Below are 21,296 nucleotides of genomic sequence, written 5' to 3'. Positions count from 1 at the left end.
TCGCCGCAAAGCGTCGAGCCTGTCATGCGCATTGCATGAATTGTTGTATTGCCGCGTCGGCTTGCATGGTTTGACAATTGTTACTAAATGTTTCTGATACATTACGCGCGCTTTCCAGAACTAGCTCAGCGCATAAAAAATGAACAAGAGGGCTTACCGGCTGGTATTCAGCCGGATACGGGGAATGCTTGTCGCAGTTGAGGAAACCGCCGCGGCGACGGGCAAGAAAAATCAAGGCGAAGCGACGGTTGACGGCGCCACAGCCACGCATGGCGCTGTCGGCGTCTCGCTGCGTTCAGTCGCGGCAGCGATCGGCCTGGGCGTTGTCGGCATGACAACGGCCTCTGCACAGGTTGTCGCCGATCCAAACGGGGGCGCGCATCGCCCGACGGTCATTCAGACCGCTAATGGCATCCAGCAGGTCAACGTCTCCTGTCCGTCTGCAGCGGGTGTGTCGATCAACGGCTACACGCAGTTCGACGTGCCGAAAGCCGGCGTAATCCTGAACAACTCGCCGACCATCGTCAACGCGCAACAGGCTGGCTACATCAACGGCAATCCGAACTTCGCGGCGAACGAGTCCGCGAAGGTCATCGTCAATCAGGTCAACAGCCGTGCGGCCAGCCAGATAAACGGCTATGTCGAGGTGGCGGGCAACCGGGCCGAAGTCGTCATCGCGAACGGCTCGGGCATTTCGGTCAATGGCGGCGGGTTCATCAATACATCGCGCGCCATTCTGACGACGGGGACGCCCAACTTCGGTCCCGATGGATCGCGCACAGGGTTCAACGTCACGGGCGGCAACATCAGCATTCAAGGTGCGGGTTTGAATGCGTCGAACGTCGACCAGGTCGACCTGATTTCGCGCGCCGTGCAGGCCAATGCCGCGATCTACGCGAAGAACCTGAACGTCGTGACGGGCGCGAACCACGTCGATCACGACACGCTCAACGCCACGCCCATCGCTGGCGATGGCCCAGCGCCCGGCGTGTCGATCGACGTAAGCAATCTCGGCGGCATGTACGCGAACCGCATCATGCTGGTCGGCACTGAGAATGGTGTCGGCGTATCGAACAAGGGCGTGCTGGCTGCTCAGGCGGGCGACCTGATTCTGACCACACAGGGCAAGCTCGTTCTCGCCGGACAGACAAATGCGAGCGGCAACATCAGCGCGATCGCGCACGATGGCATCGACAACAGCGGCACGACGTACGCACAGCAGAACATCAGCGCAAGTACGGTGGGTGCGCTGACGAATAGCGGCACACTCGCCGCGCAGCAGAATGCAACCGTGAGCGCTTCGAGCATCGCTTCCAGCGGCACGCTCGGCGCGGGAGTCAATGGTGACGGCACCATTGCGAAGAGCGGCGATCTGATACTCGCGGCGAGCGCCTCGGACATCAACCTGTCGGGCACGACCACGACTGCAGGTGGCGCGTTGAACGCGAATGCAGCCGGCACGTTCTCCGTGTCGCAGGGCAAGCTGTCGAGCGGCGATGCCATGCATGTTAGCGCATCGAATGTTGCCAACACCGGTGGTCAGATCGTCTCGCAGTCGACGCTCGATCTGAGCGCATCGCACGCGCTCGATAACCGCCAAGGCACGATCCAGTCTGCTGCGCATGCTTCTGTCAGCGCTGATTCGCTGGACAACACGGCGGGTCGCATCGTTTCGCTGAACAGTGACGGCATGTCGCTGACGACGACGGGTGCGCTCGTGAACGCGCCGGGAACGACAGCATCGGCTGCAACGGGCGGCGTGATCGGCACGAACGGCGCACTGACAATTTCGGCGGGTACGCTTTCGAATCAGGGGCAACTCAGCGCGGCCAGCGACGCACAGGTTCGCACTCAATCGGTCGACAATCACGGCGGCAACATCTCGGCAGGCGGTGCGCTCGACGCGAAGGCGACCGGCGAACTGAACAACACGGGCGGCACGCTTTCCAGTGCATCGACGAGTGTCTCTGCGGCATCGATCGATAACACGAGCGGCAGCATCGACGGCGACGCGCTGAGCGTTTCGGCCTCCGGCAACCTGACGAATCGCGGCGGCAAGCTCACGCAATACGGCACGACGGATCAGACCATCAGTGCGGGCGGCACATTCGACAATTCGAATGGCACCACCGCGTCGAACGCGAACAAGCTGAACATCGCTGCAGGCAGTATCGTCAATGACAGCGGTTCGATCCAGCATGCGGGCACGAACACACTTGGCATCACAACGACGGGTGACGTGTCGAACGTCGCGGGCGGACTGGTCACGAACGGCGCACTCGACGTGCAGGCTGGCGGCGCGCTGAACAACACTCGCGGCACAGTGCAGGCAGCGGGCGGCGCAAAGATCGACGCCGCATCGCTCGACAACAGCTCGGGCCGCATCGTGTCGCTGAGCGGCGACGGCATGACCCTGAAGACGACGGGCGCGCTCGTGAACGCGGCGGGCACGTCGGCGTCGGGCGACGCGGGCGGCGTCATCGGTACAAACGGCGCACTCAGCGTCACAGCAGGCACGTTCTCGAATCATGGGCAACTCAGTTCGGCGAGCGATGCGACCGTTCACGCAGAGTCTGTCGACAATCAGGCAGGCAGCGTCACAGCAGGCGGTGCGCTCGACGCAACGTCGACAGGTGCGCTGAACAACACGGGCGGTACGTTGTCGGGTTCGGCGACAAGCGTGGCGGCTGCTTCGATCGACAACACGAGTGGCAGCATCGATGGCGATGCGCTGAGTGTCTCCGCAACGGGCGACCTGACGAATCGCGGCGGCAAGCTCACGCAATACGGCACGACAGACCAGACTATTCGCGCAGGCGGCACGCTCGACAATACGAACGGCACGGTTGCATCGAATGCGAACAACCTGAATGTCTTCGCCAATCGCATCGTCAACGACAGCGGCACGATCCAGCATGCGGGCTCGGGCGCCCTGGTCGCCAATGCGACAGGCGCGATGACGAACGTGTCGGGCAGGTCGTTACCAACGGCACGATGACCGTCACGGCTGCGAGCCTCGACAACACTGCGGGCACGCTGTCGGCGCAAAAGGCTGCGCTCGTCAACGCATCGTCGGGCATCACGAATCGCAGCGGTGCGCTGTATGGGGGCGACGGGCTGACGCTCGAATCGCAGGGCGGCATCGACAATACAGGCGGCTCTGCGCAAACGGCCGGCGATCTCACGGTCAGCGCGGGCGGGCAGCTTTCTAATGCGCATGGCACGTTGTCCGCAAACGGCGCGCACGGCGCGCTGAACACGAGCGCTGCGAGCATTGACAACACCGGCGGCAAGCTGACCAATGCGGGCGATGGCGCAACGACGGTGACCTCGTCGACGGGCATAACGAACACGGGCGGCACGCTTGGCGGAAACGGCGATGTCACGCTGAATGCGCAAGCGTTGAGCAATGACGCGGGCGCGAACCTCGTTGCGAGCGCCTCGGCAACGCTCAATGTTACGCAGAGCCTGAACAATGCGGGCGGCACGATATACGGCGGCACGGACCTGACGCTCAATCAGGCCGGTGCGACCGTTCTCAACAACGGTGGCTCGATACTCGGTGGTGTCGATGCCTCGCTTGCGGTCGCCTTTCTTTCGAATGCGGGCGGAGCGATCCGGGCGAATCGCGACATTGCAGCAGGCGGGGCGATGTCCGGCAATGGCAATATCGTTGCAGGGCGTAACCTGACGCTGAACGTCGCGGGCGATTACACGAACACAGCGGCGAACAACCTGCACGCGGACGGCAACATGACCGTCAATGCGAGCGGGACACTGACCAACGCGGGCACGCTCGCGGCGAACGGCGCGTTGACCGTGAGCGGGGTGAATGTCGTCAATGCAGTTGGCGCCGACGTCGATTCGGTATCGACGACTGTCAATGCGGCGGGCACGTTATCGAATGCCGGGCGTATTGAAGGCAACACGGTGAACGCGACGAGTGCGGTGCTCGCGAACACAGGCGCGGTGATCGGCAACGACGTGACGATCACCGCGAACGACGTGCAGAACTCCGGCGCCGCTGCCGTGATTGCTGGCGTCAACAGCGTGCATCTCTACGCGGCGAATTCTGTCACGAATGCGGATGGCGCGCTGATCTACAGCGCGGGTAACCTCGAGATCGCAAGAAACGGTGCGCGTGATGGCTCGGGCATGCTCGCCAATCAGACCAACGTGCTGACGAATAGCGCCGCGAGTATCGAAGCGGATGGAAGTATCGACATTGCCGCGCACACGGCGAACAACATCCGCACCGGCGTCGTGACAGTTGCGGGAACACCGCAGGACACGGGTGACCAGACGCTGACGCTGTGGACAGCGGGAATCCCCATCGGTGAGCAGTTGGGAAGCCATCTCAGCGGTACGTTCGCGCAATGGTCGTGGTCAGGCGACGAGGCCCCGCTGAAAGCTGAAATAGTTGGAAGACTGGCGACACCGATCAGTGTGACCGTACCGAAGTCGCAGGTCACTAATTTGAACACGAGTGCGCAGACTTTTTCCCTGACGCAGCCGCTCACTGAGACCTTCACGGACAACACCGTGATGATGCAGACCTGCAATAGCCATGATTTTTGCAGCGAACATCCCGCACCGCAGACCCGCAACGTCGCAACGAATCCCACCCAGTGGTACAACAGCATCACTGACAACGGCGACTCGTACACGATCACCTTCTGGCCGGATTTCGACCCGAACAAGAACATCCGCCCGGACCAGGTGAAGACGCGTTTCGACCTCGGCCCCGACTCGCACGACTATAGCGAAACGACGCGCACGGTCCACACGACCACGACAACCGACCAGTTGCTGAGCGCAGGCAACGCAGCGACGATCCAGGCGCAAGGCGCGATCCGCATCAATGCAGACGGCGGTGCGATCAACAACCAGTCATCGACGATGAGCGCGGGGGGCAGCCTCGTGCGCCGCACCACTGGCGGCACAGTCAACGATACCGGCATCGTCCTTCAACAGACCATCACGCAGGACGAGACGTCGACGTTCTACTGGCACCAGAAAACGGGCGGCAGCAGCGACACGCAGACCGTCGAGGACGGCGTCACGCAGTCCGTAACGACAGTCGCGTCTTTGCCTGCGATCGCCACGTCGAATCAGGGCGTGCAGACGACGGCGCAGAACATCTCAATTGGATCGGTGAATCGTCAGGGACAGACGGTGACTGGCTCTGGCGTGACGGGCGGCAGTGCCGACGGAACGCAGACGGGCAGCATCAGCGGACAATCGTCGCAACCGCAGTCCGTGGGAGGCGCGCAGCAGGGCGTCGTCATCGGCGGTCCGAACCGTCCGCAGACGGTTGGCGGAACGACAGGCGGGATTCCCAATCTCAAGCTGCCGTCGAATGGCCTCTATAAATTCAACACCGCGCCCAACGCGACCTATCTCGTCGCCACTGATCCGCGCTTCACGCAGTACACGAATTTCGTATCGAGCGATTACATGCTCAACCAGCTGGGCCTCGATCCTTCGAAGGTCGAGAAGCGCGTTGGCGACGGTATGTACGAAGAGACGCTCGTGCGAAACCAGATCACACAGCTGACGGGCCGTACGTTCCTCACCGGCTACTCGGACAATCTCGACGAATACACGGCGCTGATGAACAACGGCGTCAAGTATGCGAAGGAGTTCGGCCTCGCGCCGGGTGTCGCGCTCACGCCCGAGCAGATGTCGCAACTGACGACCGATATGGTCTGGCTTGTCTCGCAGGACGTGACGTTGCCCGACGGCTCGCATCAGAGCGTGCTCGTGCCGCAGGTGTATCTCGCGCAGTCAGACACAGTGGATCTGACGGGCAGCGGTGCGCTCGTCGCGGGCAACAGCGTGTGCCTGAACGCGAGCGGCGACGTGAACAACAGCGGCCATATCGTCAGCGATGTCGCGACGACGATCATCGGCAACAACATCACGAATAGTGGGGTGATCGGCAGTGCGGGGACGACGACTGTCGCCGCCGTGCAGGATGTGCGCAATACCAGCGGACGCATCGGCGGCGCGGATGTTGTCGTGCAAGCCGGCCGCGATGTGATCAACGAAACGCAGACGTATAGCGTATCGAAGACCTTCGGTTCGAACACGCTCACGGGCAGCGTAACGGGGACAGGCGTCGACGCGATCGGCACGATTTCGGCGACGGGCAGCGCAACCGTGATCGCGGGCCGCGACGTGAACCTGGCGGGCGCGACGATCCAGGCGGGCGGCAATGCGGCTGTCGCTGCCGGGCGCGATCTGAATGTGAGTACGACGACGCTGACCAGCACGCAGGACGTCCAGACGAAGGACGAGCTCAACGGCGGCCACGACAAGGTCGCACAGAACCTCGGCAGCGCGATCGTGGCGGGCAGCAATCTCACGACTGTGTCAGGTCGCGACACAACGCTCACCGACGCGACAGTGAAGGCTGGCGGCGACGCGGCAATGGTAGCGGGTGGCAGTCTGACCGTGACGGCTGCGAAGGACACGCGTACGCGAAGCGAACAGTCGATGGGCGGCGAGCAGTCGCATCACACGAGTTCCAGTTACGACGAAACAGTACAGGGTTCGAGTGTGAGCGCCGGTGGCAATGTCACGCTTGCGGCGGGCCAGAATGGCACTGGCAACCTGTCGATTCTCGGGTCGTCGGTCGCAACGGACGCGGGCGGCGGTGGTGTCAAACTCGTTTCGACGGGCGATGTCACGATTGGCAGCGTCAGCGAGACGCATGATGCACAAAGCTGGTCGGAAAACAATCACTCGGGTTTCCTTTCGCACGAAAAGGAAACCGATTCGACGAGTTCGCATCAGGTGATTGCGAACGGATCGACAGTGTCGGGTGATACGGTGACGGGTTCGGCCGGACATGACATGACCATCACCGGTTCCACGGTCGCCGCGACGAACGATGTGACGCTCGCGGCGGGTTACAACCTGACCATCAATACTTCGCAGGACACGAGCGAGAGCAGCCATTTTCACGAAGATCTGAAAACGGGACTCGGCGGTTCGGGTGGTGCAGGGATTTCATATGGCTCCAACGATCATAAGGACACGACGCACTACAGCTCGATGACGAACAACGCCAGCCTTATCGGCAGTACGGATGGCAGTGTGCATCTGTCGGCGGGCAATGATTTGCATGTTACGGGCAGCGACCTTATCGCGGCGCAGAACATCGTTGGCACGGGCGCGAACGTGATTATCGACGCGGCCGCGGGTACGACGCACCATGACGAAACACATGAGGTCAAATCCAGCGGCTTTACGCTCGGTCTGGGAGGCAGCATCGGCAATGCGATCAATACTGCGATCAGCGAAAGCCAGGCCGCGTCACAGAGTGAAAATGGGCGCGCCAAGGCGTTGCATTCCATTGCAGCGGCTGGTGCGATTGGCAACGCAGTAGCTGGCCAGGCGCTGAGCCCCGGGCAAAAGCCTGATATCAGCGTGCAGTTGAGCTTCGGATCAAGTCAGAGCAAAAGCACGTCCAGCGAGGATCAGACAACCCGCACGGGGTCCAGCGTGATGGCGGGGGGCACGGCCGCATTTGCCGCCACCGGCGACGGCACGCCCGGAAGCGGCAACCTTACGATCGCTGGTTCGAATGTGAACGCGAATGACGTGCTGTTGGCTGCTACAAATCAGGTCAATCTGCTGAATACAACGAGTACCGACTCGACACGTAGCACGAACGAATCGAGCAGCGCGAGTATAGGTGTTTCGTACGGCACGAATGGTTTCGGCGTTTCCGCGTCGATGTCGAAGGCACACGGCGACGCGAACAGCGATGCGGTGACGCAAACCAACACACACGTTCAAGGCAAGAACAGCGTGACCATCGTGTCCGGCGGCGACACGAACATCATAGGTGCGAATGTGAGCGGCAAGCAGGTGAGCGCCGATATCGGCGGCAACCTGAACATTGCCAGTGTGCAGGACACGACCACCAGTTCCGCGCACCAGTCGAGTTCGGGCGGCGGATTCAGCATCAGCCAGGGCGGCGGGGCCAGCGGGAGCTTCAGTACCCAGCACGGCAGCGCAAATGGCAGCTACGCGGCTGTAAATGAACAGGCGGGCATTCAGGCTGGGGCGGGCGGATTCGATATCAACGTCAAAGGCAATACTGACCTGAAGGGCGCGTACATCGCGAGCGATGCGGACGCGTCGAAAAATACCATGACGACAGGGACGCTGAGCTGGTCGGATATGCAGAATCACTCTGAATACAGCGCATCCAGCAGCGGGGTGACGTTTGGCGGTGGCGGACTCGGCGTCACACCGATGATCTCTCAGTCGGATAGTGGCAGCGAGCACGCGACAACGCGAAGCGGCGTTGCTGCCGGCAACGTTGTCATCACTGATGCCGCAAACCAGAAGCAGGATGTGGCTTCGCTGAATCGCGACACGACGGATCTCAACGGTACGGTTTCAAAGCTGCCTGATGTGAACGATCTGCTCTCGCAGCAACAGGACGTCATGAATGCTGCGAATGCGGCGGGCGCGCAAGTTGCGCAAGCGATTGGCACATATGGTGATTACAAGGAGCATCAGGCAGAGAGCGAGGAGAAGACAGCTTTGTTGCTTGGCGAGGACGATCAGGCTGCGCAGTTCCATCAGGATGCAAAGGATTGGAGTGAGGGTGGGACCGACCGAATACTGCTGCACGTGGCTGGCGGCGCCTTGCTCGGTGGATTGGGTGCGGGAAGCCTGACGGGCGCAATAGGCGGCGGAGCAGGAGCCGGGGTGTCGTCGTCGCTCTCCGGTCATCTCAATGACCTCGCTGATTCGATGGGGGCGCCCGGGACGATCGAGCATGCGTTCGGGAATGGGCTGGGGAATGTGATTGCGACAGCGGCAGGGGCGGCAGTCGGTGGAACTGCGGGAGCGTTCACGGCTTCCAATGCTGATGCCTACAACCGGCAGTTGCACCCAAGTGAGCGCGAATGGGCGAAGGCCAATGCGAAGAAGTTCGCGCAGTTCTACGCAGACCAGACCGGTCAGACAATCACCGAAGACCAGGCGCAGAACATGTTGCTGGCAAGCGGTTATCGCCTGGTTGATGCCGCGGCGAGCAAGGGGCCGGGCGGCGACAGATACGCGACGGCGTTCATCAGCCAGAATGCGCGGAGTTTGTTCACCGCGACAACCGCCGATTACAACAACCCGTTCCTCTATGGCAACAAGGATGGTTCGTTGACGCCGGAGCAGCGGGCGTTGCCCGGTGCGGTAGCAAATCCGGCGGTGGGCATTGGAGCTGCAGCGTTGATCACGGGTGGCTTGGCGGCTGGGCCGGTGCTGGCCGCATTGCCGGGTGCACCGATCTTCAGCTCGGGTGGTCTGTTGGGCTCGGGTGTGTGGGCCTCGCCGTTCGGCACGGGTATCATCAGTGCCGGTATTAATGCGGGTTCGCAGTATCTTCAGACTGGGACGATCAATCCGGTAGATGTAGCGACCAGCTTTGGTACTGGCATGGCGGGCTCGTATGGCCGGCTGTGGTGGAATATGGGCGTGAATGCTGTTGGTGGGGCTGCAGGGACGGTGTTCAACAATGCGATGTATGGCAAGAGCGACAGCGTGACGGGATCGGCCTTGACCAGCGGCTTGCTGTCTAGTTTGGGCTACGGTGTTGGGAAACTAGGTGAGTCCAGTCTTAACAATGCCACGAGGCCGACCATAAGCAGCGGTCAGAATTGGGTCGCCACGGGAACATGGTCCAGCAGTGGCTGGAACTTGCTTAATGCAAACAATCTTCCTGTGGTTTTCGGAACGGGGGTCGGTGGCCTTGGGCAAGAAGTATTCAATAAGACATACGACACGGTGAAATCGAAGGTGCCGAGCGGAAAATGAAGAGACTTCCCATATATTTTGTATGTAGCTTGGTGGTTTGTTGGGCAACCGTGGCTGTTGCGTGGGCTATCGGTCTGATAATTAGCTGTGCCTTTGTCGAAGGATGTTATGGGAAGTTCGGAATTGTTGATTTAATGAGGTTGATAAGTTTGAAAAGTGTGCTTGTGCGCGGAACGCTGTTATCAGTTGTTTTTATGGTATTCGCTTGGGCAAAGTTTCGCAGAAGCTAGGGCGGATTGCCGTGCTCGGTGCATTACAAAGCTCGGCCGCAGTCACAGCAAGGACACGTTCACCGAAAACAGCACGACGCAAGAGGGCAACAGAAGGCGGTGAACGACTTAACGGGGCAGGATATGTATGGCTTCCGAAGTGAAGTGGGACAAAGACGCAAAGGCTAGCAATCGCGAGTCGCTTGCAGGGGGCCGCTTTATGTGGGTCAGCGTCGAGAATGAAGACAATGTGATCGTCGTGTTTTCGACAGACAAGGGTTTGGACTTCAACCTTACTTATTCGATTAAGTCCGGCACGCTGATGAAAGTTTCAGGTGCGCGATAGATAACAGCTTTGAGAGGCGAGCTCCCAAATGACAACCTTGTGGCGCGTGCGATTCGCCACCGTGATCGGCGTCGCTGTTTTGTCTGCGTGTTCGCTATTGCCGCAACCGGCACACCACGTGGAGACTGAAACGCCCATCTACGATCCAACGATGTTCGCGCGCGTGCGCGTGCTTTCTTCCGAAAACAATCAGCCTTACACAGTATTCCGTTCCGGCGGTTGCTATCAAGCGCTATCGGGCTTTGACGGCATTCGTGTCGACGATGGCATGGTTGGCAGCTTTCGCTACGCCACACGCAGTGTAGTCATCGGCATGCCACCAAGTCCGCGTCCATGGATGCGGGTGGAGGGATTGACGGGTAAGAGGCTCATACGCGAATACGTAGTTCCGGCTGGGCAACCGATTACGTATTCGATGGGATGGATCGTTTATTCAGGTCAGTATGGCACGACGCGTCGATGCGTTGCCTCGTCCATGGTGCTGACCCCGGACGCTGGGCGTGACTACGACGTGTTTCTGACGCGACAGGGACGCCAATGCGAAATCGAGGCCCGGCAAATTGATGGACAGGGACTCGATGAATCGGTGCACATGAATGTGGCGCTCGAATGTCGGGTAAATAAAGAATAAGAGCTTGCGTGCAGTGGTAACGGGGCTATTGCCTGCAACGCAGGATTGAATCTTGGAATAGAGAAAATGAGTAGCATAAAGAGGCTGGCGGTATTTCCGCTCACAGCCCTGATATCACTAACAGGCCAGGCGCAGCAGGCACCTAATCCTGCAGACACGGCAGCCGCCGCACGCGCAAACGCTCAACAGAACCAGCAGGTGCAACAGCAAAGGAACGCGCAGCAGCGCGCACAGACCGTGAATGCACCGGCAGTGCGTTCAACAGCGCCGAAGGCGGAAGGCTTCCCCGAACTTCCCGCCGAAACGCCGTGCTTCCGCATTGACTCATTCACCCTCGACGTACCCGAAACATTGCCCGACGCCATACGCAAACAAGGCGCATCGTCATTGCCTCTCGATCGGTTTGCGTTTGCGCACCAATGGCTCGAGCACTACACTGGCCGATGCATCGGCAAACAGGGATTCGCCTTGGTCACTAAAGGATTGCAACAGGTCATCCTGAGTCGAGGCTATATCACTACGCGCGTGCTGCTGCCCGAACAGGATGTATCGACAGGCACACTGACGGTCGCACTGGTGCCAGGCGTCGTCCGCCACCTGCGTTTTGCCAATCCGGATATGCGTGGCACGTGGAAATCCGCGTTTCCAGCCCGAGATGGCGATATGTTGAATCTTCGGGACCTCGAGCAGGGGCTGGAACAAATGAAGCGCGTCTCGAGCCAGGACGTGGATATGAAAATCGAGCCGACGACATCGCCGGGAGAGAGCGATGTCGTTATCGACGTGAAGCGCACGAAACCGTGGAGCGTTGTTGCTTCGATCGATAATTCGGGCACGCGCGCAACCGGAAAGCTGCAAGGCAACCTGAGCTTCGGACTCGCCAATCCGCTTGGCATCAACGACGTACTGGCGTTGGGTGCAAATCAGGACCTGGAGTTTGGCGACAAAGGCTTGGGCTCGCACGGTTTCAGCGGATCGTATTCTGTCCCATGGGGCTACTGGACGGCTACGCTTTCGGGTAATACGAACACCTACTATCAGCAGATAGCGGCCGTGAACCAGACATTCGTGTCAAGCGGCGATTCACAAACGGCCGCATTCAGGCTGGCGCGTGTGCTTTCGCGGAGTCAGAACGACGTGTTCGGCGCCGAGTTGCAATTATCGAAGCGCTTCGGCGAAAGCTTCATCGACGATACGAGCATCCCCACGCAAAAGCGCAATAACACATTTATCGAAGCGGGGCTGACCGACCGCCACTACTTCGGGATGTCCCAGTTCGACGGGACACTCGCATATCGGCAGGGTGTTGGCGGGCTTGGTGCTACTCCGGATCCCTATCCGGATGGTCCGACGTACCGCTTTCATATGGCTGTGCTCGATGCAAACGTGTCTGTGCGGTTTGCGATCGCAAAGCAGCAGTTTCGTTACGTGACCACGTTGCATGGTCAGTTCACGAACGACACGCTCTTCTTCATTGACGACTTGACTATCGGTAGCCGTTACACAGTTCGTGGCTTCGATGGCGAAACGCTCCTCGCGGCGGAGAAGGGATTCTACTGGCGCAACGAACTGCAATGGTCAATCGGGCAGACGGGGCAATCTCTTTACGCCGGACTGGATTACGGCCATGTCTACGGTCCGAATAGCGCGTTTCTCGCGGGCACGCAATTGGCGGGCGCGGTTATTGGCATTCGCGGCAGCGTACCGACACGGATTACGGGGTTTGCGTACGAGCTTTTCGCAGGCACGCCAATCTATAAGCCAGTGGAGTTTCCGACCGCGCGTGTAACCGTGGGTTTCCAGCTGACGGCTCAATTCTGAGGGAAATGTTCACTGTGACACGGATTGCTGTTTGAGAAGTGCTTACGATCACGAGACGACTATGCGAGTGACATCACAAATATTAAAACGATGCTCTACGAGCGTCGCTGCTTGTAAGGCGCCATTTCATAGACACCGCGCGCAACCGAAGCAATCGACGTCCTCGCCGATAACACATATGCGTCCGTCCCTGCGTCATTGGCGCTATGCCAGTAGCCATATTCCTTGCAGAGATTTAGAGAAAATGCGCGATGGCAGGGGATGGCGCTAAATAATTCGCCCGTCGGACTTTGCACCTGCGCAAAGCCCTAATCTACCTACGCTCGTCGTTGGCGCAGATTTCACGCGTAACATCACTTCGACCACTAACGAACATCTCATGACGCGCCTCTTCCAGTTATACCTTTCGTCAAAGTCATGTCGCGGGACCGCAATCCCGCTGGCGCTCGTTGTTTCGATCGCGATCGTAGGGTGCGTGACACCTGGTCCAGTTGGCCAAACCTATTCCGCAGCAGGCATCGTCAGACCGCAAGCTGGAAAAGGTGTCGTATTTGGGAAACGTTGCGAAGGAGGGGCTTTCACGGTAGAAAATGTAGACACAAGGGAAAGGATTCTTTACTACGGCTCGTATCCGCGCGAGGTCTCGGTGTTCGCGCTGACGCTACCAGTGGGGACGTACACAATCGAGTCGATTTCTGCCGGGGGGGATGCTGCCAGTGTGGTGTCCCGCGATCCGTTCCGGTTCACGGTAAAAGATGGGAAAGTCGCTTATATAGGCACTGTTATCAAGGGCTGGTCCATCTATAACCGTGTGCCGAAGGAATATGCATGCGAAGCGGACGCAAAGTATATCGAGGCGCGTAAGCTATATCACTCGCGTCCCTGCAGTTTCTGGATGGGCTTGAAAGAAGATAGTGCGCCGGACACGCTGCCAGTCTATGCGGCCAATTATGTGGATGGGGCGTTATCCGAGCTAAAACGGGAATTCCCGAGTCTGGACCTGACGGATTTCGATGTCCAATTGATGCGATAAAGTTCAACAGTCGTTACGTATTTGCTCAGTGCTTATGTTCGATCGGCCGCTTTTGGCTTGATTGTATGTCCCTTCAGGGGCGGCCATGAGCGGTCGGTCGACACAGCAGCGTAGAACGTCGACAATCGAAAATACAACCCTTCGCGATCGGCTAACATGGACAACTCGGGATCTCTGTTTCAGCCGCGTAGTGATGGCTCGGACCACGTTGTAATGGTGGAGCGTGCCATCGCTTGCATCGACTCATTCACTGACGCCTTCAACCGGCGCGATCTTGAAGGCATGGACGCCCACCTGCATTTTCGGCATGTGATCTTGTCCGGGGAGAAACTGGTAGTGTGGGAGCAACCGGGGCAACTACCTGCGTCATTTTTTGAAGAACTGGAAGCGACGACCGGATGGAGTCGGACCATCTACCATGACAGAAGAGTTGTGCTCGTGAGCCCACGGAAGGTTCATCTGCTGGTCCGCTACTCGCGAAATCGTGCAGACGAGTCGATCATTACCATGCACGATAACCTTTGGATCGTGACCGAAGATAACGGCCGTTGGGGGATAAAGGAGCGCTCATACTAGGCGCAACCTCTGCTCACGGCTGAGCGGGAGGCACACTTTGGATATGCTACGGAAGTTCGGCACGGAAAGCAGGAGCGAATCGTCAACGAACGGGGATCCAGGCTCGGCCGGCGGGAACGCTCGCATCGAGCGATCTGATCGTCGACATCGCGCCGGGTAGAACGACCGCTTTCCGAAAATCTGAAGGTTCGCTTCGAATCACGATTTATGCTTTTTTGCATGGAGGACGCTCGAGCGTCCCTTCTGCCTCCGAAAACTGCCCTTTGCCCGATACAGGACGACGTTTCGGGGATGAGCCGAGCGCCGTCTCATGCCTGGAATTCGCGCAGGCCCTCACCCTCTTTTGCCCGACCCGGCACGCCTGGAGTCATCTTGTACCCGGGCCTTGCTATCGCCCGCCGGACGGCTCTTCACGTGATCGATGAATGCGCGCAGCTTCGGCAAGATCTGCCGGCGACCCGGATAGTAGAGAAACACGCCCGGTATCACCGGCGCGAACGGCTGCAGCACTTGCACGAGTTTTCCCGCTTTCAATGCCTCGGCGGCTATCGGCTCAGGTAGCTGGGCAAGGCCTATGCCTTCGATCGCGGCGCCGAGCATGGTGGGAAAGTCACTGGCGATCAGCGGGCCGGATACGGCGATCTCGATCGCGTTGCCGTTGTCGTTGAATGACCATAGCGCGAGCGCGCCGCTGGATCGCCGCCATCGCAAGCATGCGTGCCGGCGCAGATCGTCCGTTTGCCTGGGCCTGCTGCGCCCTTCGAAGTAGGCTGGGCTCCCGACGACGATGAGACGAAACGGTGGCGTCAACGGCACCGCGATCATGTCGGCGGCGATGAACTGACCCAGCCGGATGCCGGCGTCGAATCCTTCCGCTGCAAGATCGATCAGCTCCTTGCCGGCGGCGATCTCCACCTCGACTTCGGGGTACGCCTTGCAGAAGGATGCGATCAGTGGCTCCAGCAGGATTGGCACCACCGCGCGCGGCACGGAAAGACGCAACAATCCGGCGGGCCGCTGGCCGAGTCCACGCGCAACCTCGCTTGCGGCGACAAGCTCCTCGAAGGCAGGCTTTGCGCGCGAGAGAAACCGTTCGCCTGCTTCCGTGAGGCCAACGCTACGCGTGGTGCGTATGAAGAGCGCTGCGCCAATGCGTGTTTCCAGTACACGCACCGCCTGACTGATGGCCGACGGCGTCACGCCGAGTTCCGCGGCTGCCCTGCGAAAACTCCGATGCTGGGCCACGCTCAGGAACGCCTCGACACCATCGAGCGCTCCCTGTCTGACTGTGAAGTTCTGCTTCATGGCCCATCAACATTGTGATGAATAGTCGTTCACGCAAGACGATGGTACATCTAACGTGCAAATCAGGAGAGAGGAGCCTTGCAATGACTGATGCACTTGATGGTGTGCGCGATCACTATCGCGCGACTGGCCTGACCGGGCGGCTGAAGGCCGCGCTCACGGTTCTTGGACCCGAGGATCAGCGGCTCACACCGCAGCAACTGGTCGCGCTCGACCAGTTTCACACCCGTGGGTTCGCTGCGACCGCCGAGCTTGCCGAACTGGCTGGCATCACCGCCGACATGTCGGTGCTGGACGTCGGCTCGGGCGTTGGCGGCCCGGCCCGTCTGATCGCTGCAACCTGTGGCTGCCGCGTGACGGGTATCGATCTCAGCGAAGCGTTCGTGGATGCCGCACGCTATCTCACCCGGCGAACAGGGCAGAGCGAACAGGTGTCGTTCCATGCTGCCAGCGCGCTGGAACTTCCCTTCGACGGCAGCCGTTTCGACGCCGTATTGCTGCAGCACGTGGCGATGAACATATCCGGGCGCGCCCGGCTTTACCGGGAGATAGGGCGCGTGCTGAAGCCAGGCGGCAGGTTCGCGACGTTCGACGTCGTCGCAAACGGTGGCGAACCGTACTACCCCGTTCCCTGGGCACGAACGCCGTCAACAAGCTTTCTGCTGACAGCCGATGCAACGCGCGAGGCGATCGAACAGGCGGGCTTTCGCACGCTGGTATGGCAAGACGACGCCGAGGCCGCCAAGGCCTGGTTCACCCAGCTGCGTGCGTCAGGGCCGCCGCCCTCGCCGAATCTCGGCGTGGTGATGGGGCCGGACTTCGCACAGCTTTCCGCGAACCTCGCGCGAAGTCTTATGGAAGGCCGACTCGGCATCTTCACCGGGGTATTCGAGGCCGCATCCGCGAAGACACACGTTCAACTGGAGCGCCAATGATGAGCACCGCCCATGTTCCCGCTGGTATCGTTCCGCCGCGTCCCGCCTGGCGCATCATGCTTTGGATCGTCCCGCTGACAGCCTTGTGGATTGCGTTGATCTACTGGCAGCCGGTTATCCCGGACAGCGGCGTTCCGACCACGGCCCACCAGCTGATGGCTCATGCGTTTATCGCGGTCGGCTTGTGGCTCGGCCTGGAAAGCACCGACCTGACGCCGGACCAACGCCGCGCGACCTGGCTTGCGATCATGATCACGGACACGCTCTGGTTCGCGGTAGTCTGGAGCGCGGCGATCTACGGCGTCTTTCACCTCGACGCCTCACCGCGGTCTGTGCCGTGGCTGCCGTTGGCGATCTTCATGCCGGTGATGATCGGCGCGCCGTTGTTACTGTTGTCGAAGCGGGTGGGGCAGGTGCTCGACGTTATGCCGGCGAGCTGGCTCATCGCTCTTCAGCTTTACCGGGTATTCGGCGGCTGGGCTCTTGCTGCGTGGCTGCGTGGGGTGCTGCCCGGCGTGTTTGCGTTGCCGGCGGGAATTGGCGACGTGCTGACCGGCCTGTCCGCCGTGCTGGCGGCAATCGCCGTGGCGAGCGGTACAGCCCAAGGGCGGAGGGCGGCGTTCGCCTGGAACATCTTCGGCCTCGCCGATTTCGCAGTCGCAGTTACCTTGGGGCTGATCACCTCGCCCGGCCGGTTCCAGTTGATCGTTCCGAATGTGCCGGGCATTAACGCCGGCGCTTATCCGTATGTGCTGACCCCTGCTTTCGTGGTGCCAGGCTCGATCCTGCTGCACGCGCTGTCGCTGCGCCAACTGATCCGACGACGTGCCGGCTGATCTCCTTCCTTTCCGTCCATACGCCAGACAACAGCTGACGCGAGGTGACATGTCACCTGAACTTCTCTTCCGGTTGCATCTCGTTCCGGGGTATGTCACCAGGCTGCTTTGCTTCGGTGTGTACGTCTGGCCCAGGCTCAAGTCGATGGACGCCCTCGATTTGATGCGCGGGCTTCGTTCCTCGCACGCCTGGTTTCGCAACTCAATGGGCAGATCGTGCGGATGGCGACGTTCGGCACGCTGACGGATTTGCCGAACCGGCGGACGCTAATGGAGCGGATCGAGCATGCGATCCTGATTGCATGTCAGCCCGATACGGGGTTTGCGGTCCTGTTCATGGATCTCGACGGCTTCAAGACCATTAACGGCTAGTCGGCTGGGGAAAGCTCACTGCTCTGGCCTACACGCTGCGACCTCCAGTAGCGCACCGATGGCAGACCAGGTCGTGTCGGTCAGTTCTAATCTTATGAGTCGCTGCGTCTTTCGCTGAACGCTCACCGTGATCTGGCGCGAATGTAGGAAAACCAATCTGGTAGCCGCCCCAACCGCGCCGCTCCCCTAACGTCAGCGATGTCCGAGCTTGTGCACCGAAACCATGAAAGATCATCGAACGCGGCCACACTGGTGAAGGCGATCGCAGCAAGTACTTCCACGCGAACTCGACGGCGACGGACAGCCAGGCGCTCGGGACCGACAGCGTTGCGATAGGCCCGAACGCGGTCGCCAATAACACGGGCGATGTCGCGCTGGGCTCCGGTTCGCAGACGCGCACCGCAACGCCCACCGGGAGCGCGACAATCAACGGGGCGGTCTACAGCTTTGCTGGCACCAACCCGGCGAGTGTCGTGAGCTGGGCGCGGCGGGTGCGGAGCGGCAGATCCGGCATGTGGCGGCGGGCAGCCTGAGGCGAGCAGCACGGACGCCGTGAATGGCTCGCAGCTCTACCAGACCAACCAGGCGATCGACAGTCTGGCGACGACCGTCGCCGCCGAGAAGACGCACTACTACAGCGTCAACGACGGTGGTACGCAAGGCGGCAACTACAACAACAACGGTGCGACCGGCCTCAACGCGCTGGCGGCGGGCGTTGCGGCAACGGCGCTGCGGCGCTGGCGGACAACGCGATGGCGCTTGGCGCGCTGTCGAGTGCATCGGTGGTGGGCGGCATCGCGATCGGCTCGGGTTCGGTGTCCGACCGCGCGGTGCTATCGGGTATCGGCTCGATTGCCAACGGCACGCACTCGATTCCGTTCAACACGGCCGATCAGACGCTGCGCGGCGCCGTGTCCTTCGGCAGCGCAAGCGCCAACACGTATCGACAGTTGACGAATGTCGCCGATGGCACGCAGGCACATGGTGCCGTGACGATCAGGCAGTTGGCCGGCGCTGCCGACGACAACCGCAATGATCCCCGTGTTCTGTTGTTCAGCTGCGGCCAGCAGGCCAGCAGTCTCGCGTCGGCCGGAACCGGCGCGGTCGCGGGCGAAGCGACCACGCTCGAGAACTTCGCAGTGGAAAGCGATGCGCTGTTTCCGTTCGGCAAGTCGGCGCCCGAGAGTATGTTGCCGCCTGCGAAAGCCGAACTTGACGAAATAGCCGCGCGCATCCGCAAGCATCATCAGGTCAGCGCAATCACGGTCGTGGGCCATACCGACAGGCTCGGTCCAGAATCGCTCAACGGGTCGTTGTCGCTTGCCCGGGCCAATACAGTGCGCGACTATCTCGTTGCGCACGGACTGGACAGCAGCATCATTCATGCGGAAGGCGTGGGCTCGAGCCAGCCGGGAACGCACTGTCCGGATGGCGACGCTCGCGCGCTGATCGCGCGCCTGCAACAGGATCGGTATGTGTCGATCACCGTTCAGGGGCGCAAGTGATGTAAGCAGTCGTCGGATATAGGTCGTAAAACGTCCTTGATCATGAGCATGTTCATCCGGTGCGCGGGCGGGCATGCTCTCTTCGGCTAAAACCGGCGAGCACAGCCCCGTCGTTGATGTCATGCACAACGAGTTCCGTTTGAAGTTCCATGGCCGGCTTCGTCTGTCTGATCATGTTCACCGTCGCCGGCCTCGTCAGTCGCGCGGCGGTTGCAGCAGTGCGAGCTGCTGACACGCCACGACGGCATCAGTGCGGCGTACCGGAACCGGCCGCCGCCCCCGTGGCGATCTGCTGCAGGGCGCGCGGCATTCGTCCTTGAGCTGGCGGGCGACCGCCTCAACGAAGGCATCTTCGCGAAACGGCGCGACCACGGCATCGATGCGCGCGTCGAGTTTGCCTGACGCCGCGCTCGATGCTGGCCGGGTCATCGGGGTCGAAGCTGAACGTGAGGGTGACCTGTTCGAGCGCCGCGAGTGCGGCGGCCGCCTCCGCATCGGGCGACTCATCCGGCCGTCGCCCTTAGTCCACGCGACTGCTGCCAGATGTGGGTCACTCAACGGCGGACCACGGCGCGTGTTCGACGTCGGACCGGGTTCGGCCAATTATTGCCGCTCATCCATTTCAAAAAGTCGTCGTTCGAACGGCGTGATCCCACGCTAAAACCTGCCGGATGCCGTATCAGGGCATCTTGTTCAACGCGACCGCGGACTAGCGACCGATAAAACGAACATCGCATATTGTTAGGATGGTGAATTATCTGGCGATTTTTGTGGCAGATTCAATGCGCTATCTTCATTCGGGCAAGGTGGTCAATTCGTCCCGTACAAAATTCAGCGACCGCAACTAACACAACTAACACAACTGTTTTGATGGCCAGCTTGGGGGTCATCGTCGGCTGAATATCTCTCATTTGTTCGTATTCCGATTTAATAGTTTTTAGCGTCAACGAGGCCAGAACAGTCGGGGCGCGCTCACATTCCCGCGCGGGTGGTCGGCCATTGGGGTCGCTCATGCGAAATATCCCCGATTTTATCTGTTGCGTTGGGTACCGAACGGTCTATGTCTCGTGCCCCGGATAACTTGACTACACGAAAAAGGGGGAGGCGGCCAACGGTGAGGCATCACCGACGCTGCCTGAAAGTTGAGAACGGGTCGACAACGATTCAAATAAATTAATCAGGAATAGAAAATGAGAAAAAATAATCGGGGACGCGGAGAACGGGCACCGCTGAAAATTCTCGGGATGCTGGCAGTCAGTCTGCACGCGGCAGCGGTGATGGCGAACGCGCCTGTCGCCGGGCGCGCGCCAGATCCCTTATCAAATGGCGCAGATCTGGCGTTCCTGGATGGAATTGATTCGCCTACAAGCGCAACCGACACTTTCACCGGAGTTGCCCCGCCGCTCACAGGTGGGACGCGCGCCACGGGAGGCGGCTCTGGATTAACGGGCGGCACGGGACTGGGCGCGAGCAACGGCGCAGGTTCCGACGGCGGTGGAAATACGGGTGTCGCGACGAGCGGTGCAGCCGGCACCGGCACGGGCACGGGCGTCGGAAGTCCGGGTATCGGAGGCGCTGGCGGGGCTGGCGTGGGAGTCGGTAGCTCGGGAGCTGCACAGAGTGGATCGGGCGACGCCGGACCAGCCGATGCGGGCGTGGGAGGCACCGCTGCGGGGAGTACAGGAGGCGGGAGCGCTGGTGCCGGAAGCACGGGGAGCGTCGGACAAAGCGCGGGTGGCCAAGGCAGTGGCGGTAGCGGCGCGGGCGGACAAGGTAGTGGCGGCAGCCAGGGCAACAGTGGCCCCGGCGGTGGTGGCCAGGGGAGCGCTGGCCACGGAAGCGGCGGCCAAGGTGGCAGCGGCGCGGGTAATGGTGGTTCGGGCGGCGGTGGCC

At 60.6% G+C, this 21,296-nt stretch carries 13 protein-coding genes and 2 pseudogenes; 13 read left to right on the top strand and 2 right to left on the bottom strand.

Annotated elements, in window-relative coordinates; translation table 11 throughout:
* Window positions 1–184 precede the first annotated feature (184 nt).
* The 7 genes from BN2476_RS48220 to BN2476_RS15130 all read left to right on the top strand — a co-directional run bounded on the left by BN2476_RS48220 (window position 185) and on the right by BN2476_RS15130 (window position 14,450).
* A complete protein-coding gene (locus tag BN2476_RS48220; protein WP_235850844.1) occupies window positions 185–2,998 on the top strand; it encodes a two-partner secretion domain-containing protein in 2,814 nt (937 codons plus the stop codon).
* The gene (locus BN2476_RS15150; protein WP_235850843.1) at window positions 2,995–9,834 is read left to right on the top strand and encodes a hemagglutinin repeat-containing protein; all 6,840 of its coding nucleotides are present in this window, start codon (window positions 2,995–2,997) and stop codon (window positions 9,832–9,834) included. Before BN2476_RS48220 ends, BN2476_RS15150 begins: the two co-directional genes overlap by 4 nt.
* 357 nt (window positions 9,835–10,191) lie before the next feature.
* Window positions 10,192–10,389, top strand: a complete 198-nt coding sequence (locus BN2476_RS45525) for a hypothetical protein (RefSeq protein WP_143810973.1) — start codon at window positions 10,192–10,194, stop codon at window positions 10,387–10,389.
* Window positions 10,390–10,417: 28 nt separating this feature from the next.
* Window positions 10,418–11,020, top strand: coding sequence for a hypothetical protein (locus BN2476_RS15145; protein WP_087734980.1), 603 nt, complete (start codon window positions 10,418–10,420; stop codon window positions 11,018–11,020).
* Between the two features lie 66 nt (window positions 11,021–11,086).
* Window positions 11,087–12,841 (top strand): ShlB/FhaC/HecB family hemolysin secretion/activation protein, encoded by a 1,755-nt coding sequence (locus BN2476_RS15140; protein WP_087734979.1) that lies wholly within the window; start codon window positions 11,087–11,089, stop codon window positions 12,839–12,841.
* A 379-nt stretch (window positions 12,842–13,220) separates the two neighbouring features.
* Window positions 13,221–13,874: a hypothetical protein gene (locus BN2476_RS15135; protein ID WP_087734978.1), complete on the top strand. Its 654-nt coding sequence runs from the start codon at window positions 13,221–13,223 to the stop codon at window positions 13,872–13,874.
* Window positions 13,875–14,030: 156 nt separating this feature from the next.
* Window positions 14,031–14,450 (top strand): hypothetical protein, encoded by a 420-nt coding sequence (locus tag BN2476_RS15130; protein ID WP_087734977.1) that lies wholly within the window; start codon window positions 14,031–14,033, stop codon window positions 14,448–14,450.
* Window positions 14,451–14,783: 333 nt separating this feature from the next.
* On the opposite strand, the gene BN2476_RS15125 is transcribed toward BN2476_RS15130, so the two are convergent.
* Window positions 14,784–15,755 carry a LysR family transcriptional regulator gene (locus BN2476_RS15125; protein ID WP_087734976.1) on the bottom strand — a complete coding sequence of 324 codons (972 nt, stop codon included), beginning with the start codon at window positions 15,753–15,755 and terminating at the stop codon, window positions 14,784–14,786.
* A gap of 83 nt (window positions 15,756–15,838) precedes the next feature.
* Here BN2476_RS15125 and BN2476_RS15120 point away from each other — a divergent pair, with 83 nt between their 5' ends.
* The 6 genes and pseudogenes from BN2476_RS15120 (at window position 15,839) to BN2476_RS15095 (ending at window position 19,805) form a co-directional block, all read left to right on the top strand.
* Window positions 15,839–16,690 (top strand): class I SAM-dependent methyltransferase, encoded by an 852-nt coding sequence (locus tag BN2476_RS15120; protein WP_087734975.1) that lies wholly within the window; start codon window positions 15,839–15,841, stop codon window positions 16,688–16,690.
* On the top strand, window positions 16,687–17,526 hold the full coding sequence (locus BN2476_RS15115; RefSeq protein WP_235850842.1) for a DUF8737 domain-containing protein: 840 nt from the start codon (window positions 16,687–16,689) through the stop codon (window positions 17,524–17,526). Before BN2476_RS15120 ends, BN2476_RS15115 begins: the two co-directional genes overlap by 4 nt.
* A 156-nt stretch (window positions 17,527–17,682) precedes the next feature.
* Window positions 17,683–17,892 (top strand): annotated as a pseudogene (locus BN2476_RS15105) (diguanylate cyclase domain-containing protein); the annotation flags it as partial.
* A 275-nt stretch (window positions 17,893–18,167) separates the two neighbouring features.
* A pseudogene (locus tag BN2476_RS49705) lies at window positions 18,168–18,498 on the top strand (trimeric autotransporter adhesin BpaB); the annotation flags it as partial.
* A gap of 152 nt (window positions 18,499–18,650) precedes the next feature.
* A complete protein-coding gene (locus tag BN2476_RS48210; protein WP_235850841.1) occupies window positions 18,651–19,403 on the top strand; it encodes an OmpA family protein in 753 nt (250 codons plus the stop codon).
* A gap of 210 nt (window positions 19,404–19,613) precedes the next feature.
* Window positions 19,614–19,805, top strand: coding sequence for a hypothetical protein (locus BN2476_RS15095; protein WP_087734973.1), 192 nt, complete (start codon window positions 19,614–19,616; stop codon window positions 19,803–19,805).
* Window positions 19,806–20,182: 377 nt separating this feature from the next.
* Here BN2476_RS15095 and BN2476_RS45505 read toward each other — a convergent pair whose 3' ends face one another.
* Window positions 20,183–20,416, bottom strand: a complete 234-nt coding sequence (locus BN2476_RS45505) for a hypothetical protein (RefSeq protein WP_143810971.1) — start codon at window positions 20,414–20,416, stop codon at window positions 20,183–20,185.
* Window positions 20,417–21,296: the final 880 nt, after the last annotated feature.

Source organism: Paraburkholderia piptadeniae (assembly GCF_900007165.1).
Taxonomy (GTDB): Bacteria; Pseudomonadota; Gammaproteobacteria; order Burkholderiales; family Burkholderiaceae; genus Paraburkholderia; species Paraburkholderia piptadeniae.
The sequence above is the reverse complement of the archived record's forward strand: the minus strand, read 5'-3'. Positions and strand labels throughout refer to the sequence as shown.

Coding starts and splice junctions, on each gene's coding strand:
- BN2476_RS48220 (WP_235850844.1), top strand. CDS start 185: ATGCTTGTCGCAGTTGAGGAAACCGCCGCGGCGACGGGCAAGAAAAAT.
- BN2476_RS15150 (WP_235850843.1), top strand. CDS start 2,995: ATGACCGTCACGGCTGCGAGCCTCGACAACACTGCGGGCACGCTGTCG.
- BN2476_RS45525 (WP_143810973.1), top strand. CDS start 10,192: ATGGCTTCCGAAGTGAAGTGGGACAAAGACGCAAAGGCTAGCAATCGC.
- BN2476_RS15145 (WP_087734980.1), top strand. CDS start 10,418: ATGACAACCTTGTGGCGCGTGCGATTCGCCACCGTGATCGGCGTCGCT.
- BN2476_RS15140 (WP_087734979.1), top strand. CDS start 11,087: ATGAGTAGCATAAAGAGGCTGGCGGTATTTCCGCTCACAGCCCTGATA.
- BN2476_RS15135 (WP_087734978.1), top strand. CDS start 13,221: ATGACGCGCCTCTTCCAGTTATACCTTTCGTCAAAGTCATGTCGCGGG.
- BN2476_RS15130 (WP_087734977.1), top strand. CDS start 14,031: ATGGACAACTCGGGATCTCTGTTTCAGCCGCGTAGTGATGGCTCGGAC.
- BN2476_RS15125 (WP_087734976.1), bottom strand. CDS start 15,755: ATGAAGCAGAACTTCACAGTCAGACAGGGAGCGCTCGATGGTGTCGAG.
- BN2476_RS15120 (WP_087734975.1), top strand. CDS start 15,839: ATGACTGATGCACTTGATGGTGTGCGCGATCACTATCGCGCGACTGGC.
- BN2476_RS15115 (WP_235850842.1), top strand. CDS start 16,687: ATGATGAGCACCGCCCATGTTCCCGCTGGTATCGTTCCGCCGCGTCCC.
- BN2476_RS48210 (WP_235850841.1), top strand. CDS start 18,651: ATGGCGCTTGGCGCGCTGTCGAGTGCATCGGTGGTGGGCGGCATCGCG.
- BN2476_RS45505 (WP_143810971.1), bottom strand. CDS start 20,416: ATGAGCGACCCCAATGGCCGACCACCCGCGCGGGAATGTGAGCGCGCC.